This window comes from Marinilabiliales bacterium, from assembly GCA_007695015.1.
In the GTDB taxonomy this organism is placed as follows: Bacteria; Bacteroidota; Bacteroidia; order Bacteroidales; family PUMT01; genus PXAP01.
The window spans coordinates 89,461-112,951 of sequence record REEN01000027.1; the positions used below are offsets into that span (position 1 = coordinate 89,461).

Below are 23,491 nucleotides of genomic sequence, written 5' to 3' on the forward strand. Positions count from 1 at the left end.
ACGGGACCTTCGAAGACAACTGTCCTCTGCCCTGAAGCCGGCAGCAATGCCGGCCTGATAATTATGCAAAGATAGTAACCAAATATTTAATTGCCGACCCCGGAGGTTGATTTCCTGAATTGCATATAAAATCTGCTCCCTTCGCCTTCACGGCTTTCGACCCTGATTGTGCCGCCCTGGCGACTCATAAACTCATGGCAGAGTATAAGTCCCAGTCCGGTACTGGGCTCACCTTCAGTACCTTTTCTTGAAGTTTTCACATCCAGCCTGAAGAGATTGGCCGACATCTCCTTCTCCATGCCTATACCCGTATCACTGAAGCATATTTCGACGTAACCCTCACCGGTGTTTGAGGCAGAAATACCCACCGAACCATGACGGGGAGTAAACTTGACGGCATTGGTAAAAAGGTTCCTGGCCACGGTATCAAACATCTTACGGTCTCCTGTAACTGCAATATCAACGGGCAGGTCATAGCTCACATCAATTGCTTTACTGTTGGCAAACGAGAGGAGAGGCTCCACGCAGTCCAGTATCCTCTCCCTTACGTTAAGATTCTCCGGATAATAATCGGTCAACCCCTGCTGGATGCGTGACCACTGTAACAGGTTTTCAAGCAGGCCGTAAAGATTGTTGGCAGACTCCTTCATGCTTGAGACTATAGTTTGAAGCATATCGGCCGACATGGTGCCGATACTGTCATGCAATATGTCGGTGTAACCGAGGAACGAGCTGAAGGGGCTGCGAAGATCATGTGCAAGTATGGAAAAGAACCTGTCCTTTTCGGCGTTTATCTTTTTAAGCTCCCTGTTGGCTTTCTTTATTTTGCCCTCTGCCACCTTCCGTTCTGTAATATCCTCAACTATGCACATACCTCCCTCTACCCTGCCCTTATCTGAAAATACCGGCTCGAATATGGCCCGTACGTACACTGTCCGTCCCCCCGTTACCGAAGTGTACCGGCCCTGGAAAACAGCCCGTTTTCCATCGAGTGATTTCTTAACGGCAGCAACAATTCTTTTATCCGGCAATTTTTTAATGTTCAGCCCTGTCAGCCTCTCCTGGCTCGAGCCCATCAGGCTGACAAAATAATCATTGCATACTTCAAGAAGCCCGTCAATATCATAGTACATCAGTCCGAGCGGCGCATTTTCAAATATGATCCCGAACTTATCCTCACTCTCCTGCCTTTCAATCTCAGCCTTTTTCCGTGCCGACACATCATGCAGAATTAGCATATCGCCTCTTCCTGCGCCCCTGTCATCCTTCAGCGGTATAAGTCTGCAACTCAGAAACAGGGCCCTTTCCCGGGTTATCCTGGATACTTCGAAATCCAGATCCCCGGCAGATAAGCGTGCTTCTATTTCGGGCCAGCCAGAAAATACGGTGCCTCTCGATTTCCCTACATGTTCCGGTTCAATTTGAAGCAATGCAGCAGCTGACCTGTTGTAATCCACCAACCTTCCATCCTTGTCAATCACAACAACGCCATCGGGAATATTATCAAACAGTATATTCCTTGCAATCGGGGTGAGGTTAAACAGCCGGAACCGGAAAATACCGGCAAATATCACCATCCCGGTCATTGCAAACGAAAAAGGCATAGGATCTAGTCCGCGGGGTGTCAACTCCAGCATATATGCTATAAAAACTGCAAAAGGCAGGAGGATCCCCAGCAACACAATGCTCACCTGCTTCCTGAAAGCGGGAGCAGATAAAAACCACATCCTGGCCATCAGCAATATTGACGTTATGATAGCAGTCAGCGCATACCCCTGGTGAACCCAGTACCAAATCCCCGGCTGGAATACAAATACCGGGAAAAGGGCCGAATGGTCAATCTCCCCGCCGGTTATGAACAGATCGTGATACCCGTGTGTAAATGCTAGAAGGAATGTAACAGAGGGAATACCCAGTATGGGCAACAACAGGTAGAGTTCCCTGACCTCCTCTTTGCGGGTAAAGCTCAGCGAAAACAGAATAAGCATTGCAGGCACGAAAGGTATCCCTGCATACTCCAGCCTGTAAAACCAACGCGCAAATTCAGCTTCATACGAGCAAAGCTCGAGAGCATAGAAAAGGGAATAAACTGTACCTGCCAGCATCAGCCGGACAAACCATCTTTCAGAAGGGGTATTTACATGGTTCCTTATAAGCAGTGCAAGTGACAACATTATCAATGCTGCCGCGAACACAGGTATAGAATACAGGTTAAAATACATATCCGGAAAATATTTCCATTGAAGCTTGGTACCTGTTTTAGAAAACCTTAGTAAATAAACCCAGCCAGCTAATGGTATCTTCTCTTGTAATTAAAACTCGATCATTGCCTTCATGACCCCGTCTGCGTATTCTGAAACCAGCCTGAATGCCCCGGGGGTTTCCTTAAACTTAAACCTGTGGGTTACCATCGGAGCTGCATGCAATCCATCTCCTGAGATCATATCCAGTGTCTCTTCAAGCGAGTGGTTCTGTCTCCTGATGTTAATAAGAGTTATCTCCCGGCGCCTTATCTCATCGGCACTGAATGACCACCTGTCAAATTCGGGTATTCCTACAATGACTATCGTGCCGCCGGGCTTTACAATCTGAACCGCCTGATCCATTGCCTCCTGTTTCCCGCAACACTCAAAAACAATGTCCAGCCCCCTCTTCTCTTCGTCCAGGATCATTCCCGCAATATCATCTCTGTCAGGATTACCCGTAAGCGAAGCGCCTGTTTCCTTCGCTATCCTCAGCCTTGAATCGATCCTGTCGGTCACAAATATCCTCCCGGCTCCCTTTGCTGCGGCTGCAAGCATCACACTCATGCCAATGGGGCCGTAACCCAGTATTCCGCATAGGGAACCGGCAACAGGCATTACCCTCCTTACCGAATAGAGACCTATGGCCAGGGGCTCAGAGAGGGCAGCCTCATCAAGGCTCATGCTTTCAGGCACAGGAAAGCAGCTTGTTTCAGGCATCACCAGGTAATCGGACAGGCATCCCTCCGCCTGACCCGGACAACCAAGGAATTTCAGGTTGCGGCACGTATGATGACGCCCTGCCAGGCACTGGTCGCATGAGTGGCAAGGCATGGCCGGCTCGACGGCAACCCTGTCGCCAGGCTTAACCCTTGTTACATCCGGCCCGACCTCGACAACCTCAGCCGCACATTCATGACCTACCGTAAAAGGGTACTCAACCACCTGGCTGCCGATCCTTCCGTTAAGGTAGTAGTGAATGTCGGATCCGCAGACACCCACGACCTTAATTCCGAGAAGCACATCGGTGCTGCATGTTATTAAGGGATCGGGCACCTCCATGAGTTCAAGGTTCCGTATCCCGGTCAATTTGAAAGATCTCATCCCGCAACTGTTAGCAGGGGTAAAAATAAAAAAATATGTGGTGCCGCAGAAATAAACTTTCCGGTTTGCTGTCAGCAAAAAGGCAGTGGTTTCTTAATACCGCATGGATGCGGACTTTCAGCGTAAAAAAGAACCGGGAAAAATGATTTTAACACAGGCTGCCAATGATTTTTAAACAATATCAAGTAATTTTGATCCTGCAGCATCCGGAAAACAATACTGTCATGAGCAAAAGAACTCTCTTTTTACTGGCATCCCTGGCGGCAACAATGCTGGTTTTAAGTTCAGCATGTAAAAAAGAGCCCGGCATTGATGAAATAATTGAAAGTATAAGGCAGGTCCATGCACCCGATGCACGCGAAAACATCTTTGAAATAAAAGCTGAATGGCAGGGCGGGATGAAGGTGAACATTTCAGGAGAGGTTGACAACGAAGCATTAAAGCGCGCCATCATAGATTCGCTGTCCGCTGCCGGATTTGAAATATCAGAACAAATAGACGTTCTGCCTGTTAACGTTCCCTGGACGTGGGCCCTGGTCAACATCAGCGTTGCAAACATCAGGGCCACCCCCTCCCACCGGTCCGAGCTTGTAACACAGGCAATCCTGGGAAACCCGGTCAGGGTATTAAAGGAGCAGGGCTCATGGGTTCTCGTGCAGACCCCCGACCGGTATCTTGGATGGTGCAGCAAATCGTCACTGGAAGGCATGGATGTTGATGAACTGTATAAATGGAAAAGTTCTCCCCGGGTAATCTATTCTGAAATCCACGGTTTTATCAACAGTCTGCATGGCCAAACGGTTTCAGATATTACAGCAGGTGCAATCCTTGTAAAAGAAGGCAGCGAAGGAGATCTTCTGAAAGTAAGACTGCCTGACGGCCGGAACGGAACAGTAGCAAGGCATATGGCATATTGTCTTGAAGAATGGAGCAGAGAAGCCATTCCTTCAGCTGACAGGATAGCAGAAACAGCAATGGCTATGCATGGCTTTCCCTACCTTTGGGGGGGAACCTCACCTAAAGGGATGGACTGCAGCGGATATACCAGGATCGTATGGTTCATGAACGGAATGGTCATTGCAAGAGATGCATCTCTCCAGGCACGGCATGGTAACCCGGTAGACCTGGCCGGCCGGCAATATCTTGAAACCGGCGACCTGCTTTTTTTCCGGACAAACCCCGGCGACGCTGACGGATCCCCTGTAACACACGTAGCGATATATTTGGGAGATTCTGAGTATATTCATGCAGCAGGGATGGTGACTGTCAATAGTCTTGACAGTTTAAGGGACAACTACAGCGCCTACAGGGCATCCACCCTGCAAAGCGCCAGGAGGACACCCTCCGGTTCGTCAGAGCCAGGCCTGTTACCCGTTAAGGATCATCCATGGTATTTTAATCAAACCCGATAAGTTATGGTATCCAGAAGAAACTTCATCAAAAAGGCAGGCTTGCTGGCAGGTTCAACACTGGTAACATCCCGGGTGGCCGGGGCAGGCCTGATTGGTAACCGTTCGCCAGTCAAAGAGTCAAAAAAGCTGACTTTCAGCTTCAGGCCCTATGAGGTCAGGCTCAAACACGTATTTACCCTTGCAGCCGGCAGCCGGACCACAACACCTGTCGTTTTTACCGAAATTGGTTGTGACGGCCATATTGGTTACGGTGAGGCATCCATGCCCCCCTACCTCGGAGAGAGTCACGAGACGGTCCTTAACTTCCTGAATAAAGTGGACCTGTCACAGTTCAATGACCCATTCCGGATTGAAGAGATCAACAGTTATATAGAATCTATCGCCCCGGGCAATTACGCGGCAAAGGCCTCGGTTGACATAGCCCTTCACGACCTGACGGGCAAGTTGCTTGGTGAGCCCTGGTATCGCCTGTGGGGTTACAGTCCCGACAAAACACCTTTTACATCTTATACAATAGGGATCGACACTCCCGAAGTGGTAAGGGAAAAGACAAGGGAAGCATCGGAATTCAGGATACTTAAGGTGAAACTGGGTCTTGACACCGACAAGGAGATGATCACGACCATACGCTCGGTAACCGACACTCCGATCTGTGTCGATGTAAATCAGGGATGGAAAGACCGTGAGTTTGCCCTTGAGATGATCCACTGGCTCAATGAGCGTAACGTGGTGTTCGTTGAGCAGCCGATGCCTGTAGAGGCAATTGACGACATGGCCTGGCTCACAGAAAGGAGTCCCCTTCCTACAATCGCAGATGAAGCTTTACAGGGTCCTTCAGATATAGGAAAGGTTTACGGCGCCTATGACGGCATCAACATCAAGCTGATGAAGTGCGGCGGCATGAGGGCGGCCCGCCAGATGGTCAGCACCGCAAGGTCGCTGGGAATGAAGGTTATGATTGGGTGCATGATTGAGAGTTCGTGTGCCGTTACCGCTGCGGCTCAACTGTCGCCGGCGGTGGACTGGGCTGATCTTGACGGCAACCTGCTCATCAATAATGACGTTTTTGAAGGTCTTAAAATAATTGACGGCAGAGTAACGTTACCTGACAGGCCCGGAATTGGAGTTGTACCTCTGTAAGGCACAGATGCATACTTGCATGTCAAATAACTTATAAACAAGGCAATAACCAAATTCTCGGCAAACAAAAAAAGGCTGTATGAAAAGAAAAGCACAAAGAACAAGGCTGGGCATATTTATATTGATCAGCTCTGCACTTCTGCTGATAATTGTGGGATTGTTCACGGCGCGCAGAATATTTGAGCAGAAGGATACCTATTACGTGGCCTACAGCGATATCTCGGTGAGCGGACTCGATGTGGGAAGTCCGGTCAAGTACCTTGGCATCAACGTGGGAACCATCTCAAATATAAGAATTGACCCGGACGATGTAAGCACCATTATCGTCAGACTGTCGCTTGATGCCGGCACACCTGTCAAGAAAGATGCCGTAGCCGATATTGTGGCAATAGGGATTACCGGGCTGAAAACAATCGAGATCAGGGGAGGAACAAAAGAAGCCGAATTTCTTGAGCCGGAAAGCTTCATCGAACCGGGATCAACCATGGCGGCCGATCTGACCGGAAGAGCGGAGAACCTGACCTGGCGGGTAGAGGAGATACTTAATAACCTGCAGCTTTTTACACACCCCGATAATATGGCCGGGTTTACCACTGCAGCATCAGGTATTTCAGAACTGGCTGAGACCACCTCCCGTACAGTTGCCGCCCTTGATGAGATGCTTGCAGAGAACAGGCAGTATATCAGGAATGCCACCCTTGCGCTTGACAATATCAGCAGCCGGATGGACGGATCATCTGAAGAGCTGGCAGCAGCCATCGGAAAGTTTAACGAAATCATGCAGGGTGATGAAATATCCGAGGTGCTTGGAAACCTAAGGGATATCTCACTTTCTGTAAGGGAGGCAAATATGAAGGAACTGATCGAAAGCCTTGCTGCAGCAACAATGCAGACACAGAGCCTGCTTGTAAGGCTGGATGCGGACTTTGAGGAGAGCAGCATGCACCTGAATGAGAACCTGGTTCTTCTGCAATATACCCTTGAAAACCTGAACGAAGCCTCAAGGAAAATAAATATCGACCCTTCGGTACTCATAAGGGGGCCCGGAACCAGGAATATACCTGACAGGAATCTAAGGGGTAACTAATCATAAAACTTATCTGTTATGTCACGAATAATATTTGTACTCCTTGTCCTTGCGGTAATAACAGCCGGATGCCTTACAAGGAAACAGCCGGTGACAAGACACTATGTGCTTGAATACCCGCATACGGAGACCTTGCATGTAAAACAGGAAGCGGCTATCAAAGGCACCTGCATTGTCAGAACGGCAGAGGTCTCGCCTGCCTACGCAACCCACCAGATAGTCCTGAGAGAGAATACACACGAGATCAGGTATTTCACATTTAACACCTGGGCTGTGAGGCCTGAGCAGAGCCTGACCGGCATCATTTTCAGGTTCCTTGAGGAACACAATGTATTTGAAGCAATAAGGGAACCCGGACTACTGCAGGAGGCTGACTACACTCTTGATACAAGGATTGACAACCTGGAAGTGATCAGTGAGAGCAGGGATCATATTGCACGCCTGGTTCTCGAGTTCAGGCTGACAGACAATAATGAGAACAAAGTTGTTAACGTACACAGGGCCGACAAAAGAACGGTTCTTGACGACAGGGACCTGAACTTATTTGCGGCAGCCGTAGTTTCGATGTTCACAGAGGAGCTGGAAAAATTTACCGGCCAGGTAAAAGATATACTGGCTAACCCCATCTAAAAACCTTTTGCAGTGGTTAAAACAGGTAAGATAAAGCAGCCATTGACAGCAACTTTCTGCCATGTCCATCTAAAAACCTTTTGCAGTGGTTAAAAAAGGTAAAATAAAACCTTCCGGTGAGTTACTGAACCCCGGCAATATCAGTTGCCGGCATAAAGATGGTACACTTTTTATCAATGGCAGTATCCTGGCCTCAGGTACCGGAACATTTTACAGGGCGATCGGGAAAGAGATCCCCGCACTTAAGGGCAAGGTCCGGACCATCAACCTTGACGGCATCACGGACATTGACAGTGCCGGTGTTACAGCCTTATACCATGTTAGAAGATTGCTTGGATCGGAAGGTGATATTACCATTGAGACAGAAAAAGCTTCCATAAAAAAGAAGCTGGATCTGTTCAGTCCGAGCGGACTTAAACAGGCATCCCCGCCGCCTGAAGGATCACTTGCAGAAAGGATAGGCGAAAAGGCCCACTGGCTGTTCACAAGCTATCTTTACGGTTTCATCAACCTTGCGGCAAACATCTTTTACTGGTCGGTGTCTGACATTTTTAAAAGACGGACATTCCGCGAAGGTGAGTTTATAAACCAGTCTGTCAAAATCGGGGTTAACGCCTCCATGATAATTGTATTCATGTCGTTTGCCATAGGGCTTGTGCTGGCTGTGCACTCCGGGTCCCAACTGAGCACCTTCGGCGCCAATATTTACATTGTAGACCTTACCGTCATTGCGGTAATGAGCCAGATGGGGCCGCTGATAACTGCAATCCTTGTCGCCGGAAGAAGCAGTTCATCTATCGCCGCAGAGATAGCCACCATGAAGGTCACCTCCGAACTGGATGCCCTGAATACAATGGGACTGGACCCTGTGCGTTTCGTTGTAGTACCGAAACTTTACGCATGTCTTTTCACCATGCCATTCCTTATAATACTCGCTAATGTATCGGGTATTGCAGGCGGAGCAACAGCTGCCTACCTAACCCTTGATATAACACCCGAGATATTCATCAACCGTATGGGGCGGATAATGCAGAACAAGGATCTGCTGACCGGATTTGTCAAGAGCCAGGTGTATGCCGCACTCATTGTGCTCACAGGCAGTTTTTACGGTTTCAGCGTGGAAAGAGGGGCCGAGGGCGTCGGAAGAGTTACCACTCTTGCAGTGGTGGTGTCCATTTCCCTTGTAATACTGGCAGACAGTGTAATGGGTCTTTTGTTCTATTAAAAATATTAAACCCGGTTCATGGATAAGATAATAGATGTACAGAGGCTTTATGCAGAGATCGACGGCAATGAGATACTCAGTGATGTATCATTTTGTGCCCTGGAAGGCGAGGTCACAGCTATTATCGGTGGCAGCGGCTCAGGTAAAACCACTGTCCTGAAGCATCTTCTGGGTCTATACCCTGTAAGTCGCGGATACGTATCCGTTCTTGGCCGCAGTCTTGCCGAACTGACAGAAAAGGAGCAGCGCGACCTCTACCTTGAGATGGGAGTCCTTTATCAGGACGGGGCGTTGCTGAATTCGATGACTGTGGCAGAAAATATAGCCCTTCCTCTCAGGCACCAGGGTAATATTCCCGAAGCGCTTACCGCCGACATTGTACGCATGAAACTCAGACTGGTGAACCTTGAAGACACATATTACCTCTATCCATCGCAGCTCAGTGGGGGTATGCTTAAAAGAGCCGCACTGGCCAGGGCCATTGCCATGGATCCGCCACTGCTTTTCTGCGACGAGCCTGGTGCCGGACTGGACCCGGCATCGCTCGAATCACTCGATAACCTTATCCTAAACCTCAAAAACCTGCTTGGCATTTCTGTGATACTTGTTACCCACGAGGTCTCCAGCATTGTCCGTACTGCAAACCGGATAGTGTACCTTGATAACGGCAGGGTTCTTTTTGAGGGCTCCACCGACCAGGCACTCAAATCTGAAATTCCCCAACTGGCAGATTTCTTCTCGGTTATCAGGAAGAAACAGAGCTGACACCGGAAAGCGGGTGAACCCGGTGCAGCCGGCTAAAACTACTTGGTAAAATATCCTGCCTGCAGGGGAGCTCCCTTACGGTTAATTTTTATTATATTGCTCCGGTTATTGTTGCTGCCGGCTGATTAAAACATCGCTCCATAAATAACGCACAAATGATTTTTTAAACCTGCAACAAACCCCTTATATGACACTCAACTATATCTGGATAGGTTTCTTTATCGTCGCCATGCTGGTGGCACTGCTTAGGGTGCTGGGATATCTTTTCGGGAGCACCCTTGAGCCACTCCTTGGATATGTCTTTTCAGAAGCTGACAGGGATGTGTTTATTGCTATCGTCGAAAGCACTTTTGAAATGGCAAAGATCAGCGTCGATATAGCGATATACCTGATCGGCGTAATGGCACTTTGGCTTGGAATAATGAGAATCGGAGAAAAGGGTGGTGCGGTGAGCGGACTCACACGGATGGTCATGCCTTTTTTCAGGAGGATATTCCCTGAGCTTCCCGACAGGCATCCCGCCTTCGGTTCGATGACCATGAATATCTGTGCAAATATGCTGGGACTGGACAATGCAGCTACACCACTGGGCATAAAGGCAATGCAGGAACTTCAGGAGGCCAGCACCGACAAGACCAGGGCCTCCAACTCGCAGATAATGTTCATAGTGCTTAATACCAGCGGACTGACCCTTATACCGGTATCGGTGATGGCCATCAGGGCAGCCATGGGAGCCGCCAATCCGGCTGACATTTTCCTGCCGATAATGCTCACTACTTTTTTTTCCACTATTGCAGGATTGCTTATAGTGTCAGCAATACAGCGCATCAATCTTTTTAACAGGGTAGTGCTGGCATACCTGGGAGGATTGTCACTTATCATCGGACTTATAATCTGGATATTCAGCAACATGGCCTCGGCCACGATAGCCGTGGTCTCAACCTTTGCAGGCAATATGATGCTTTTCCTGGTTATTATACTCTTCATCCTGCTGGCCTGGAGAAAAAAGGTAAATGTCTATGAACAGTTCATCGAAGGAGCAAAGGAAGGTTTCCAGGTTGCAGTCAGAATTATCCCGTACCTGGTGGCTATGCTTGTTGCTATCGGTGTGCTCAGGGCATCAGGGGCGCTCGATATGGTGGTCTCTGCAATAGGCTGGCTCGTGGGGCTTACCGGTGCCGATACCGAGTTTGTCGGGGCGCTGCCTACAGCTTTCATGAAGCCCCTGAGTGGCAGCGGGGCAAGGGGCATGATGATCGAGGCGTTCAATCACTACGGCGTTGACTCATTTGTTGGACGGATGGCAGCTACCTTCCAGGGATCAACGGAAACAACCTTTTATACGATAGCCGTTTACTTTGGCGCGATAGGTGTACGTAATATCAGATATACCGTGGGTTGCGGACTTTTTGCAGATCTTACCGCGGTGGTTGCCGGGATCTTTATCGCAACACTCTTTTTCGGCTGATACTGGAATCAATATAATTGGGACAGTCCCCACAACAGATAACAATTTAAACTTATACTACAAGCAGATATTGTCAAAAATTTGATGTGAACAAAAACCAAAATCTACCTAAATCCTGACTGTTATGGTCAAAAAAAAACTTTTTTTACTGGTATGTGCGGTAATGATCGGATCATCACTCACTGCGCAGGAAACAACTAACCAGGTTAAACCTGATTTTTTCCCTTTTTCCGTATGGTACAGCGGAGGCACAGCTCGTGCCCCTATGCTTTCTGAAATAACACCTTACTCCGAGGAGGAGTGGCGCCGGGACCTTAAACAGATCAGGTCGCTTGGGTTTAACACAGTACGCACCTGGGTCGAGTGGGCAAAGTGTGAGCCCGTAAGAGGTGAATACAACTTCGAAAACCTGCATCTGCTTATGAGGCTGGCAGAGGAGGCTGGGTTGCGCGTATTTATACAGATGTATGTCGATTCGGCGCCGGACTGGGTGGCCGATGCTTTTCCCCATGCACTTTTCGAGACCCAGAGCGGGATAAAGGTCTATCCGCAGTCCGCTCCGGGAGCCTGCACCGACAATGCTGATGTTGAGGAGGCAGTGCTGAATTTCTATACCGAGACCGCAAAAGTGGCATCATCCTATCCCAATTTTTTCGGATGGGACCTCTGGAGCGAGCCCCACATCATCAACTGGGCACACCTTGACTATGTGCCCAACGTTCAGTTCTGCTTCTGCCCCGGCACAAGGGCCAGGTTCAGGGAGTGGCTCATGGAAAAATACGGAGAAATAGATGAGCTTAACAGGGCCTGGTACCGTAACTTCACCTCATGGGAGCAGGTTGACCCGCCACGCTTCAGCACCATTCTGAGCTATACCGATTTTATCGACTGGAAGACGTTCATCTACGAAAAACTGGTTGAGGATATGCGCGCCCGCTATAATGCTATCCGCAAAGGCGATCCGCACAACCTGATAACCGCACATGCGGTAGGAGCATCCCTCTTCCAGTCCCCCTACGTAGGGGCAGGCGCAACAGACGATTTCATGATGGCAGAACCCCTCGATTTTTACGGTGTCTCCATATATCCAAAACATAACCACCCCGACCGCCACTGGTCGGTTACCACCCTCCGTACGGTAATGGACTTCACCCGCAGCGCCAACAGGGAAAAGGGAGGATGGTACGTAGGTGAACTTCAGGCCGGGCACGGGACTATCGCCCTGCTGATAAGCGACCCGGTGGTGCCTGACGACCACCGCATATGGGCATGGTCAGCCATCGCAAAGGGAGCAAAGGGAGTAAATATATATGCATATTATCCCATGTCGTCAGGATATGAGGCCGGCGGTTACGGGCTTATCAACCTTGACGGCACACTTACAGAAAGAGCCGTTCATGCAGGAGAGATCGCATCAATAGTGGATAATAACCAGGAACTGTTCCTGTCATCCACTCCGGTAAAAGCTGAGATAGGTATCGTTTACAACCCCCTCTCCCAAATGGTTGGCGGGATGCAGCGCCGGGACTATCCAGGAGCCCACACCAATTCACTTATAGGTTATTTCAGGGCCTATGCCGATAATAATGTGCCGGTGGATTTCATTCACCGTGAGCACCTTGAGAAGCAGGAGCTTTCGCAATACAAGCTGGTCATCATACCCTGGCCGATAATGATCACCAGGGAGGCTGCCGAAGGGATAAGGGCATTCGTCGAAAACGGCGGATATGTTCTTGCCGAGGCGCGTATCGGCTGGAATGACGACCGCGGCTATGCATCTGAAATAATTCCGGGGCTGGGGCTGCACGAGGTGTTCGGTGTGCGCGAGCACGAGGTAAGGCTTCGGGAGAATACCCCGATAGAGCTGGAAATTGTCAATAACCTTCACCCGGCAACATCGGATCTTGAAACCGGACATATCCTGAACGGATCTCTTTATAAGAAATCCGTCCTGCCCCTGGAAAACCGGAATGTTGAGATCCTTGCAAGGCTCGATGACGGACACCCCGCGCTTGTAAGCGCAAAATACGGAGAAGGTGAAGCGATGCTCGTTGGTACATACCTTGGTATGGCTAACCATCCCAATCCGGTTCCGGGCAACGAGCAGTTCTTCATGAACCTTATCAACTGGGCAGGCATAGAAAGGCCTTTCACCAGCTCACATGACGGAAATACTGAAAGTTACGTAGAGGTACGCCTCCAGGAGAATGAGAGCGGGTTTGTCCTTTTCCTTATAAACCACAGCAACTCGGTAGAAGATGTATCGGTCGATCTCATAACTCACCAAAACGGCAATCACCGGATAAGGGATGTAATTGCCGGGACCGAACGTCGTATCAGGGCCCGTAACAACACCCTCAGTCTTGAAACAAGGATTGACGCCAGACAGGTAAAAATTTGGGATATAAGATTCTGAAAAGTTAAAACATAATGGCTGTAATAGGAATGGATCTGGGCGGCACTAAACTGTCGGCCGCCATATTCAGTAACGATGGCGTCATCCTGAAAGAGCGCAACACACTTCTGCAGGGTAAAAGCGGTGAACAGGCAGGTGACCTGATAACCGGAGAAGCACTGAAACTTTTTGAAACATACAGTGACATCCGTGATGTCATCATCTCAATTGGTATCTGTGTTCCCGGAATATACCACGCATCTACCGGGAGGGTATGGGCCCCCAACATACCGGGCTGGGAGGACTTTCCCCTCAGACATAAGCTAAGGGAGGTGTTCGACCGAAAAAACATCGAAATAAGCATTGACAGCGACAGGGCATGCTACATACTCGGCGAGACCTGGAAGGGAACTGCCAGGAATTGCAGGAATGCCATTTTCCTGTCGGTGGGAACAGGAATTGGGGCGGGTATACTCTGTGATGGCAGGATAATCCGCGGACATTCAGATATTGCCGGGGCCGTGGGCTGGCTTGCCATGAAACCGGAATTCAATTTGAAGTATAGCAGCTGCGGTTTCTTTGAGTATCACACCTCGGGTGAAGGACTCATAAAAATGGCAAACCAATATGCAGCATCTGAAAACCCCGGCAGTACAACAGTAACAGGTGACAAACAACCATCAGGCAAACCGTTCAGCACCACCAGAGAGGTTTTTGGGGCCTACGAAAAGGGAAACACGGCCTCCGTCAGAGCCATTGACGAGGCAATTGTTTACTGGGGCATGACAGCAGCCAACCTTGTGAGCATTTTCAACCCCGAGGTGATAGTGTTCGGCGGGGGAGTATTCGGACCTGCCTCGCGTTTCCTGAAAAGGATCAGGGAAGAGGCCGAAAAGTGGGCACAGCCGATAAGCATAAGCCAGGTAAGGTTCGAAACCACATCCCTCGGGGGAGGTGCCGGACTTGCAGGTGCCGGCAGACTGGCACTGATGGCTGGCGAAAGCTGAATCGCACAGCAGAGGCATCCCGCAGCTTCAGGTTTTTCTATCAACCATTTAAGAATAAATATCTATGATCACCAAAAAACAATACAGCAACAGGTCACTGTTTATTGCAGGCTGCATGGGAATGCTCATCTTCGGCATAGTGATGGCCGTTCTGGGATCAGTCCTTCCGTCGGTAATTGAAAAATACGGAATTGACATGGTAGATGCCGGTACTCTGTTCCTGGTGCTGAACCTTGGCATGCTCATAGGTTCTGTTATATTCGGCCCTTTGGTCGACCGCTACGGGTACAAGGGCCTCCTGGTAATGTGTGCCGCACTGGTCTTTGCGAGCATTGAGGGTATAGCACTTGCCCCCGGTGTCAATATCCTTCGTATCTCCCTTTTCTTTGTGGGGTTTGCGGGAGGAGCAATAAACGGGGGTACAAATGCCCTTGTCTCAGACATATCAGACGGGCAGAGAGGTGCAAGGCTCAGCCTGCTGGGAGTTTTCTTCGGTATAGGCGCCCTCGGGGTGCCACTTCTCCTTGGATCGTTGCTTGACAGGTTTGCCTACGAAAGCCTTATCGGGTTCGTGGGTGCACTGATCCTCATCCCTCTGCTCTTTTTTATTTTTCTAAAGTTTCCTGCTCCCAAGCATGCGCAGGGTTTCCCGGTTTCGGAAGGCCTGAAGCTGACCAGGGAGGCCCCCCTCCTGCTGTTCGGACTGATCCTGTTCATACAGAGCGGCATGGAGATGACTGTAAGCGGATGGTCGGCAACCTACATGAATGAGTACCTGGCAATATCGGCGAGGCAGGCAGTTCTGTTCCTCTCATTTTACTGGACAGGTATGATTTTTACCAGGATAGCGATCACGTCACTACTTCAGAAGGCTGAAAGAAGAAAGGTGGTCCTGGTATCACTTCTTGTATCAGTTGCAGGCACCACGATCATCCTTATGTCAAACAGCGTTGTGATGGTTGTAGCCGGACTTCTGCTCACGGGGATAGGATTTGCAGCTATATTCCCGCTGGTATTCTCATACGTTGGCGATCTCTACCCCAGGCTGTCGGGTACCGCTTTCAGTGTCATTCTGGCCATTGCCCTGCTTGGAGGGATGACATACCCGTCGGTTGTAGGTATCCTGGCCGAAAACCTTGATCTCAGGTCAGCGTTTATGGTCGCCCCGGTAAGCCTGGTCATCTCGGCAGTAATCTTCATGGTGCTCTCGAAGAGAATAGCCTCTTTAAAATAGATATCACAAAGCCCCATAAGACTTCGTCAGACAAAATAACATGTACAAAGCATTACAATAACGCAAATACATTAATAAATTAATTACCAACACATAAAAAAGGAGGTAAAAATGCTTGCAAAACAATGGCTCTCCAATGCCCGTGGAATAATCGACAAAATCGAACAGACACAGACAGAAAACATCAAAAAGGCCGCCGGTGTGATGGCCGGCTCAATTGCCGCCGGACGGTGGGTTCACACATTCGGATGCGGACACGCTACCCTGCCGATCGAAGAGATGTACCCCCGCATAGGCGGTTTCGTGGGCTTCCACCCCATGATCGAACTGCCGCTCTCCTTCTTTACCCATATTGTCGGGGAGATGGGGGTTCACCAGTTCGTCTTCCTTGAAAGGGTCGAGGGATACGGTAACCAGATCATGAAAAGCTACAATTTCGACAAGCGCGACACCATGTGGCTCTTCTCCCATTCGGGCATCAACAACGTGAATATCGACATAGCCCTTGAGGCCCGTAAACTGGGAATGAAGATTGTTGTGCTTGGATCGGCCGGCGAATTCTCCGGAGTTAAGTCAAGGCACTCAACCGGAAAGCAGATATTTGAGCTTGCCGACATAGTGGTCGACACCTGTGTCCCCGCCGGAGATGCCTCGGTCGACCTGAAGGGCCATGTTGACAAAATAGGTCCCGTATCTACCATGGGATTTGTTACCGCCGTATGGATGATAATATGCACCGTTGCCGAAAACCTGGTTGAAAGAGGTGAAAAACTGTACATCCATCCCTCCCATAATGTCCCGGGCGACACTACTGCACGCGAAAGGCTTGATGCCGCGCTGGCAGAATACAAGCGCCGCATAGCAGGGGTGTAGCGTAAGATATCGGTTAAGATCGACTGAACAATTGGTGAAAATGTTTGTTTAGGTGTAAACTTTAAACAATAAACAAGTTTTCAGAGAACCATCCAATTCAATTGTCAGACGATATGATTGCTTCCAATAAACGGCTTATCCTGGTATTGTTAATATTTGCAATTTCACTGCAGCCGGTCCCGGCCCGGCCAACCCTGCCGGCCGGCAATAACGGAGCTGTCAGTCTTTCCCTGAACCAGGCGGTTGAACATGCCATCACCTACAATGCAGAAATACAGGGCGCCAGGGCAGATGTTGACATAGCAATAAGCCAGATAAGAGAGATCATGGCAACAGGGCTGCCGCAGGTTAATGCATCGGTCGGTTACCAGTACTATTTCGAAATACCCACATCACTTGTACCTGCAGAGTTTTTCGGGGGGCAACCCGGTGAATTTGCAGAAATTCAATTCGGCACCGAACAGTCACTGAACGCGTCAGCCACAATAAGCCAGATGATATTCGACGGCTCCTATATTGTGGGCCTGCGGGCGGCAAGAATCTACCGGGAACTTGCAGAACAGAACACTGAACGATCAGAAATGGAGGTGCGCAACAGCGTTTCAGAAACATACTTTGTTGCACTGCTCAGCCGCGACAATAAAAATATTGTTGCGCTTAACATCGAAAACCTGAGACAGAGGCTTGCCGAAACAGAAAAAACCAGTGAGGCCGGTTTTACCGACCCGATAAATGCCGACCAGCTCAGGCTGTCTGTCTCCAACATGGAAAACACACTCAAAAACCTTGAGCGACAGCATGAACTTACTCTTAACCTTTTGAAATTCCAGTCCGGTATAGATATTGACAGGAACATCGAGCTTTCAGATTCGTTGGGTCCCTTGTTCAACAGGATGATCATTGAATCAGATGCCGGCGAGTTCAGCAATGAAGACCATATCGATTACAGGATAATGCTTTCGCGGAAAAACATGAACATTATGAATCTACGAAGGGAGCAGTCCTTTTACCTGCCCAGCCTCTCATTAACCTACACCTACCAGCAGATGGCCATGAGGAACGAATTCAATTTCCATGACAGCGACAGGCCGTGGTTCCCCTCTTCATTCCTGGCGGTTAATCTAAGCATACCTGTCTTCTCCAGCGGCTTCCGCTCCGCCCGTGTTCAGCAGGCCAGGATCGAGGTTGACAAATCAGAGATCGCTGCCCGGCAGCTTTCCGAATCCCTAAGGCTGCAGACAGAAGAAGCCAGGCTTCAGCTGAATGCAGCCCTTGATCAGTACAGAAGCGAAAGAGAGAACCTTGATCTGGCAGAAAGGATACTGGAGCGTACAGTAATTATGCACAGGGAAGGAATGGCCAGCAGCCTGGAACTTACGCAGGCAAACGATCAGATGCTTACAACCAGGGCAAATTATTACAACGCCATGTTTGAATTCGTAACAGCAAAGAACAATCTTGACAAGGCCAGGGGTTTGTAACACTACATCAAAATAAAATAATAACATTAAAGATAGAATGGCAGCATCAGAAAAGACCAACAGCAGATCAGGCAGAACCAGACACCCTCAAAGCAGAGAAGGGATATCGGCAGACAGGTGGTTCGCAGGCAGAATGCCAGGTACAGGACCATCACCCTTTATCCGGGCATTTCAGCTCAGGCAATTGACGGGTGCAGCAGTATTTATGTTTCTTATCACAATGCTTCTGCAGGCACCCTCATGCAGCTCTCCGGAATCAGCAACACCGGATTCAATCAGAGAAGAGATTGAGGATTACAGGAGGCAGATATCCGAGATAACCAGGAACATACAACTCCTTGAACAGGAGCTTGAGCAGATGGGTGAGGCGCCGCGAAACAACAGGGCATTAAATGTGACTGTCAGCCAGGTGGAGCGTGGACCATTTGAAAATTATATCAGGATAAACGGTTCTGCCGAGGCTGTTAACGATGCGATGATCAGTCCCGAAATAAACGGACAGATCAGAAGGATACTGGTTTCAAGGGGCGACAGGGTAAATAACGGACAGGCCCTGGCAAGGCTTAACACTTCGGTCATTGAAGGCAACATCGAAGAGCTCAAAACCTCAATGAAGCTTGCCCGGACGGTATATGAGAGACAGAGAAGGCTTTGGGATCAGCAAATAGGGAGTGAAATACAGTACCTTGAGGCACGCAACAATGTTGAAAGCATGGAATCCCGGTTAAAAACCCTCGAACACCAACTGGAAATGGCAGTTCTCAAATCGCCGATAAACGGGGTGGTTGATGAGATATTCCTTAAGGAAGGGGAACTTGCCATGCCCGGTGCGCCCGTAATGCAGGTCATAAACCTGGAAAGGCTTTACATCAATACCGATGTTTCTGAAAGATACCTTCCCGATATTGAACCGAATGGCGAAGTCATACTCAGGTTCCCGGCATGGCCCGACTATGAGGCCCGTGTGCCGGTGCACCGTATCGGGAATGTTATAAATCCCGAAAACCGGACCTTCAGGCTGCAACTGATGATAGATAACCCGGATGAGCGGTTCAAGCCGAATATGGTTGCAAGCGTTGGTATAAGGTCCTTTTCGGCAGAAGATGTTGTCACCCTCCCGTCTGTACTGATCAAGCAGGATATCCAGGGCCACTTTGTCTATGTTGCAAGGCAGAACGGCAACGGCACCTGGCAGGCACACAAAAACTATATTGCAAGGGGTGCTGAAAGCGAAGGAAGGACGATTATCGAGAACGGACTCGCTGAGGGTGACCTGGTAATTGTGCGCGGACACAACCAGGTAACCGAAGGAATTGCAATTGCTATAACAGGAAGCACATCATGAGCACTGAAAAACCAGATAACGGCAGAACAAGGGAGTTCAGGCCAACCACAATTGCCCTGAAAAACAAAAGCACAATCTTTCTGCTGACCCTCATAATTGCGGTGGCCGGTGTTTTTTCCTACCGTTCTTTGCCCAAGGAGCTTTTCCCCGATGTTGTCATTCCCACCATAATGGTAAAGACCATCTACCCGGGCAATCCACCCCTCGACATGGAGAACCTTATCACCAGGCCACTGGAAAATGAGATCAACACCATTTCGGGTATCAGAATTCTCAGTTCTGTTTCCACACAGGATAACTCAGATATATTCGTTGAGTTTCAGACCGATGTAGATATCAAACAGGCACTTCAGGATGTAAAGGATGCAGTAGACCGTGTAAAACCCGACCTTCCGGCTGACCTGCCAGCAGACCCTATCGTACTCGATATTGATTTCTCTGAGTTTCCAATCATAAATATCAACCTTTCCGGCGACTTCAGCATTGATGAACTGAAACGTTACGCCGATTATCTTGCTGATGAGATAGAGGTGATTACCGAGATATCGAAAGTCGAGATTACCGGCATCCCCGAAAGGGAAATACAGGTAAATGTCAACCCCTTGCTGCTTGATGCAAATGAATTGAGCTTCACAGACCTGGAAAACGCTATAATGCAGGAGAACATCTCGATTGCCGGAGGATCGGTCAGATTTGACGACAATACACGCTGGGCAGTCAGGACCCAGGGAGAGTTTACCGATGTGCGCCAGATTGCCGACATCGTTGTAAAGCATGAGATGGGCAGCATTGTACACCTCAGGGATGTTGCCACTGTCGAGGATACCTGGGCCGACCCGGTGAGCTTCGCAAGACTTGATGACCAGCCGGTTGTTTCACTGCAGGTGGTAAAGAAGGCCGGAGAGAACCTGCTTTCGGCAACCGCCGGGATATTTGACCTGATCGACCGGTCAAAAAGCAACGGAAGCCTGCCCCCTGACCTGACAATAACGATCACCAACGACCAGAGTGAGGAGATACGCAACCAGCTCAGCAACCTTGAGAACAGCGTAATACTGGCTGTGATACTGGTGATACTGGTACTTTATCTCTTTCTCGGGCTCAAGAATGCTCTTTTTGTCGGACTGGCCATCCCCCTTTCCATGCTCTCATCTTTCATGGTATTCGGGCTTCTGGGCATACAGATCAACATGATCGTGCTGTTTTCCCTGATCCTTGCACTCGGTTTGCTGGTTGACAATGCCATAGTTGCGGTAGACAACATCTACCGTTACGTGGAGAGAGGTTACACTGTTTTCGAAGCAGCAAAAAGGGCCATCGGCGAGATAGCCCTTCCCATCATTACCTCAACGGCCACCACGCTGTCAGCATTCCTGCCATTGGCATTCTGGTCGGGCATAGTGGGCGAGTTCATGAAGTATATGCCGCTAACGCTTATAATCGTGCTTACTTCATCCCTGTTTGTCGCACTGATTATCATTCCGGTTTTCTCGGAAACATTTTTCAAAGACCCTGACAGTTCAGCAGGCAGATCCGGCACCGGAGGCTTAGCTTCTGACAGGCTGAAGCTTCCCGGCTTCGTCAGACCCGCATATTTGAAGGCCGGACTAATCGGGGTAGCTGCCATTGCCGGCATTATTCTTCATACAGCCTCCAGGACCCTGGCTGGAAACATCTTAATTCTGGCTGCAGTCATAGCCATACTGGGATTTTATGTCCTGGGCAGGCTGCAGCGCTGGTTCAGGAATAAACTGCTTCCCTTTAACGAGAGGCTCTATTCGCTTACACTTTCATACGCGCTCCAGGGCAGGCGTCCATATCTCTTTGTGTCTGGAACGCTGGTATTCCTGGTGGTGTCAATCTCGTTCTTTTCTGCAAGGACCCCCGATGTGCTGTTTTTTCCCGACAACGAACCCAAATTCATCAACATCATGGCCGAACTTCCGGCAGGAACTGATATATATGAAACCGACAGGGTGGTCGGCGAAATAGAAGAGAGGGTCAGGGAGATCATCAGGCCATACCGTCACATCGTCAAGTCGGTGCTTACGACAGTCGGGCAGGGCTCTGTGGGAGAAATGGAGCAATCAGGCGGTGATACGCCAAACAGGGGCCGGATAACGGTAACGTTTACCGAGTATGAGGCCAGGGGAGGGATAAACACCAATGAAATAATGGCTGAGATCAGCAGCTCACTGATAGGAAGTTATCCCGGAGTTGAGTTTAACATTGAAAAGAATACGGCAGGCCCCCCCGCGGGCAGGCCGGTTAACCTGGAGATCAGCGGCCGGGAGTTTGAGCAGCTTATCTCCCTGGCACGCGACATCCGGAACAGGATTGAGGAATCAGGCATCGCGGGGATAGAGGGCCTGTCAATGGACCTCGAAACAGACCTGCCCGAGATAACCATCAACATTGACCGGGACAGGGCAAGACGATATGGCATATCGACCTTTGCCATTGCAAACACTATCCGTACCGCCCTGTTCGGGAACGAAGTTTCATCATTCAAAATTGGCGAGGAGGAGTTCCCGATAATGCTGCGCCTTGACGATGATTACCGGCACAACCTTAACAGCCTGATGAACCAGCGCATCAGTTTTCGGAGCCAGAGCAGCGGCCAGCTCATGCAGGTGCCTGTATCAGCAGTTGCCAGTGCAGAATTCGGCAAGACATATGGCTCGGTAAACCGTATCAATATGGACAGGGTAATTACTTTAAGCTCAAATATTCTTCCAGGCTACAACGCAACCACGGTAAACCGGCAGATAAGGGAACTTATGGAAGCATACGATATGCCGCCCGGATACGGGTATGCCTTCACCGGTGAGCAGCAGGAGCAGGAGGAATCTATGGCATTCCTCATAACGGCGCTTATGATATCGGTTTCACTTATTGCCCTGATCCTGGTTTCCCAGTTCAACTCGGTTTTAAAGCCATTCATCATTATAGGCAGCGTAATATTCAGCACTGCCGGTGTGTTTTTCGGACTTGCCCTTTTCAATATGGAGTTTGTGATAATAATGACCGGGGTGGGCATCATAAGCCTTGCCGGGGTAGTTGTGAACAACGCCATCGTACTGATTGACTACACCGATTACCTGCACGATCAAAAAAGAACCATGTTGAAGGTCTCCGAAAAGCAATTCCTGAATCCAGCCACCTCGCTGGCAATAATCCAGCAGGCAGGAGAAACAAGGTTCAGGCCGGTTGTGCTGACAGCCATAACAACTGTTCTCGGTCTCATACCCCTGGCAATAGGACTCAATATAAATTTCGTAACGCTTATGACCGAGCTCCGCCCGCAGATATACTTCGGGGGCGATAATGCGGCCTTCTGGAGCCCTATGTCGTGGACCGTCATATTCGGCCTCACGGTGGCGACTTTTCTAACCCTGGTAATAGTTCCCTGCATGTACCAGATCATCCTTTCGACACAGAGGAAGGTCATGGTATGGCTCAGGGGAAGTGATACAATATCAGCAGAATAGTTTCCCGGGCCCGGCGATAACAATTTTTTATTACATTTACACAAGTAAATCATCCCGTCCCCGGTGATAGTCCTTGTTGATACATACCATTAAGGCAATTCCCTGCCAGGACATTACCGCGAACTGAGGACGCGGGTATTTACTTATGAACTAAACCCCAATCCAGAAAAAAATACTTACAGATGGAACCAAAACCTGTTTCTGAAAAGCTGGCAGAACTGATGAGGATGCCTCAGAGATGGATGATAATGGACGAAGAGGGCAATTACCATGAACTCAATTCAGGAGTTAAAGGTAAAACCGTCATGGGATCATCAGCAAATGAACTGTACAGGCTCTACTTCGGGAAAGAGGAGGTCACCGAAGCAGAGATGATACTTCTGGATGAGCTGCATACCTCAATGATGCAGTTCATGTGGGACAACCTCAGCGAAGAGCTAAAGCAACAGAGCAGTGAGGTGCTGAAACCCTTGCTGGAAAAATACCAGATCGAACCGCCCTACGATACTGAATAATCCTGCCACAATTAACTTTTTTTTTCATATCTTCATCTCAATAAAAAACAATTCGCAATACATTTATCCGGGAGTT

17 protein-coding genes are annotated in these 23,491 nt (G+C 49.3%); 15 read left to right on the top strand and 2 right to left on the bottom strand.

The window, feature by feature from the left end:
- Nucleotides 1–86: 86 nt before the first annotated feature.
- Both EA408_01885 and EA408_01890 read right to left on the bottom strand, forming a co-directional pair.
- Nucleotides 87–2,222 carry a PAS domain S-box protein gene (locus EA408_01885; protein ID TVR74818.1) on the bottom strand — a complete coding sequence of 712 codons (2,136 nt, stop codon included), beginning with the start codon at nucleotides 2,220–2,222 and terminating at the stop codon, nucleotides 87–89.
- Between the two features lie 90 nt (nucleotides 2,223–2,312).
- Nucleotides 2,313–3,347, bottom strand: coding sequence for a hypothetical protein (locus EA408_01890; GenBank protein ID TVR74842.1), 1,035 nt, complete (start codon nucleotides 3,345–3,347; stop codon nucleotides 2,313–2,315).
- A gap of 164 nt (nucleotides 3,348–3,511) precedes the next feature.
- Here EA408_01890 and EA408_01895 point away from each other — a divergent pair, with 164 nt between their 5' ends.
- The 15 genes from EA408_01895 to EA408_01965 all read left to right on the top strand — a co-directional run bounded on the left by EA408_01895 (nucleotide 3,512) and on the right by EA408_01965 (nucleotide 23,415).
- Nucleotides 3,512–4,759 carry a glycoside hydrolase gene (locus tag EA408_01895; protein TVR74819.1) on the top strand — a complete coding sequence of 416 codons (1,248 nt, stop codon included), beginning with the start codon at nucleotides 3,512–3,514 and terminating at the stop codon, nucleotides 4,757–4,759.
- A 3-nt stretch (nucleotides 4,760–4,762) separates the two neighbouring features.
- Nucleotides 4,763–5,899 carry a dipeptide epimerase gene (locus EA408_01900; protein TVR74820.1) on the top strand — a complete coding sequence of 379 codons (1,137 nt, stop codon included), beginning with the start codon at nucleotides 4,763–4,765 and terminating at the stop codon, nucleotides 5,897–5,899.
- A 79-nt stretch (nucleotides 5,900–5,978) separates the two neighbouring features.
- A complete protein-coding gene (locus tag EA408_01905; protein TVR74821.1) occupies nucleotides 5,979–6,986 on the top strand; it encodes an MCE family protein in 1,008 nt (335 codons plus the stop codon).
- A gap of 18 nt (nucleotides 6,987–7,004) precedes the next feature.
- A complete protein-coding gene (locus EA408_01910) occupies nucleotides 7,005–7,616 on the top strand; it encodes a hypothetical protein (protein TVR74822.1) in 612 nt (203 codons plus the stop codon).
- Nucleotides 7,617–7,701: 85 nt separating this feature from the next.
- The gene (locus EA408_01915; protein ID TVR74823.1) at nucleotides 7,702–8,841 is read left to right on the top strand and encodes an ABC transporter; all 1,140 of its coding nucleotides are present in this window, start codon (nucleotides 7,702–7,704) and stop codon (nucleotides 8,839–8,841) included.
- A gap of 18 nt (nucleotides 8,842–8,859) precedes the next feature.
- Complete coding sequence (locus tag EA408_01920; GenBank protein ID TVR74824.1) at nucleotides 8,860–9,606, top strand: ATP-binding cassette domain-containing protein; 747 nt, start codon at nucleotides 8,860–8,862, stop codon at nucleotides 9,604–9,606.
- Nucleotides 9,607–9,793: 187 nt separating this feature from the next.
- Nucleotides 9,794–11,074 carry a hypothetical protein gene (locus EA408_01925; protein ID TVR74825.1) on the top strand — a complete coding sequence of 427 codons (1,281 nt, stop codon included), beginning with the start codon at nucleotides 9,794–9,796 and terminating at the stop codon, nucleotides 11,072–11,074.
- A gap of 124 nt (nucleotides 11,075–11,198) precedes the next feature.
- Nucleotides 11,199–13,490: a hypothetical protein gene (locus tag EA408_01930; GenBank protein ID TVR74826.1), complete on the top strand. Its 2,292-nt coding sequence runs from the start codon at nucleotides 11,199–11,201 to the stop codon at nucleotides 13,488–13,490.
- Nucleotides 13,491–13,504: 14 nt separating this feature from the next.
- Nucleotides 13,505–14,476, top strand: coding sequence for an ROK family protein (locus tag EA408_01935; protein ID TVR74827.1), 972 nt, complete (start codon nucleotides 13,505–13,507; stop codon nucleotides 14,474–14,476).
- 64 nt (nucleotides 14,477–14,540) lie between these two features.
- Nucleotides 14,541–15,710, top strand: a complete 1,170-nt coding sequence (locus EA408_01940; protein TVR74828.1) for an MFS transporter — start codon at nucleotides 14,541–14,543, stop codon at nucleotides 15,708–15,710.
- Between the two features lie 111 nt (nucleotides 15,711–15,821).
- Nucleotides 15,822–16,583, top strand: coding sequence for a sugar isomerase domain-containing protein (locus tag EA408_01945; protein ID TVR74829.1), 762 nt, complete (start codon nucleotides 15,822–15,824; stop codon nucleotides 16,581–16,583).
- A gap of 113 nt (nucleotides 16,584–16,696) precedes the next feature.
- Nucleotides 16,697–18,064 (top strand): TolC family protein, encoded by a 1,368-nt coding sequence (locus EA408_01950; protein TVR74830.1) that lies wholly within the window; start codon nucleotides 16,697–16,699, stop codon nucleotides 18,062–18,064.
- 37 nt (nucleotides 18,065–18,101) lie between these two features.
- A complete protein-coding gene (locus EA408_01955) occupies nucleotides 18,102–19,409 on the top strand; it encodes an efflux RND transporter periplasmic adaptor subunit (GenBank protein ID TVR74831.1) in 1,308 nt (435 codons plus the stop codon).
- Nucleotides 19,406–22,900 carry an efflux RND transporter permease subunit gene (locus EA408_01960; GenBank protein ID TVR74832.1) on the top strand — a complete coding sequence of 1,165 codons (3,495 nt, stop codon included), beginning with the start codon at nucleotides 19,406–19,408 and terminating at the stop codon, nucleotides 22,898–22,900. The genes EA408_01955 and EA408_01960 overlap by 4 nt, the downstream gene beginning before the upstream one ends.
- 182 nt (nucleotides 22,901–23,082) lie before the next feature.
- On the top strand, nucleotides 23,083–23,415 hold the full coding sequence (locus EA408_01965; GenBank protein ID TVR74833.1) for a hypothetical protein: 333 nt from the start codon (nucleotides 23,083–23,085) through the stop codon (nucleotides 23,413–23,415).
- Nucleotides 23,416–23,491: the final 76 nt, after the last annotated feature.

Coding starts and splice junctions, on each gene's coding strand:
- EA408_01940 (TVR74828.1), top strand. CDS start 14,541: ATGATCACCAAAAAACAATACAGCAACAGGTCACTGTTTATTGCAGGC.
- EA408_01890 (TVR74842.1), bottom strand. CDS start 3,347: ATGAGATCTTTCAAATTGACCGGGATACGGAACCTTGAACTCATGGAG.
- EA408_01895 (TVR74819.1), top strand. CDS start 3,512: ATGATTTTTAAACAATATCAAGTAATTTTGATCCTGCAGCATCCGGAA.
- EA408_01955 (TVR74831.1), top strand. CDS start 18,102: ATGGCAGCATCAGAAAAGACCAACAGCAGATCAGGCAGAACCAGACAC.
- EA408_01885 (TVR74818.1), bottom strand. CDS start 2,222: ATGTATTTTAACCTGTATTCTATACCTGTGTTCGCGGCAGCATTGATA.
- EA408_01960 (TVR74832.1), top strand. CDS start 19,406: ATGAGCACTGAAAAACCAGATAACGGCAGAACAAGGGAGTTCAGGCCA.
- EA408_01910 (TVR74822.1), top strand. CDS start 7,005: ATGTCACGAATAATATTTGTACTCCTTGTCCTTGCGGTAATAACAGCC.
- EA408_01900 (TVR74820.1), top strand. CDS start 4,763: ATGGTATCCAGAAGAAACTTCATCAAAAAGGCAGGCTTGCTGGCAGGT.
- EA408_01965 (TVR74833.1), top strand. CDS start 23,083: ATGGAACCAAAACCTGTTTCTGAAAAGCTGGCAGAACTGATGAGGATG.
- EA408_01930 (TVR74826.1), top strand. CDS start 11,199: ATGGTCAAAAAAAAACTTTTTTTACTGGTATGTGCGGTAATGATCGGA.
- EA408_01925 (TVR74825.1), top strand. CDS start 9,794: ATGACACTCAACTATATCTGGATAGGTTTCTTTATCGTCGCCATGCTG.
- EA408_01905 (TVR74821.1), top strand. CDS start 5,979: ATGAAAAGAAAAGCACAAAGAACAAGGCTGGGCATATTTATATTGATC.
- EA408_01920 (TVR74824.1), top strand. CDS start 8,860: ATGGATAAGATAATAGATGTACAGAGGCTTTATGCAGAGATCGACGGC.
- EA408_01945 (TVR74829.1), top strand. CDS start 15,822: ATGCTTGCAAAACAATGGCTCTCCAATGCCCGTGGAATAATCGACAAA.
- EA408_01935 (TVR74827.1), top strand. CDS start 13,505: ATGGCTGTAATAGGAATGGATCTGGGCGGCACTAAACTGTCGGCCGCC.
- EA408_01950 (TVR74830.1), top strand. CDS start 16,697: ATGATTGCTTCCAATAAACGGCTTATCCTGGTATTGTTAATATTTGCA.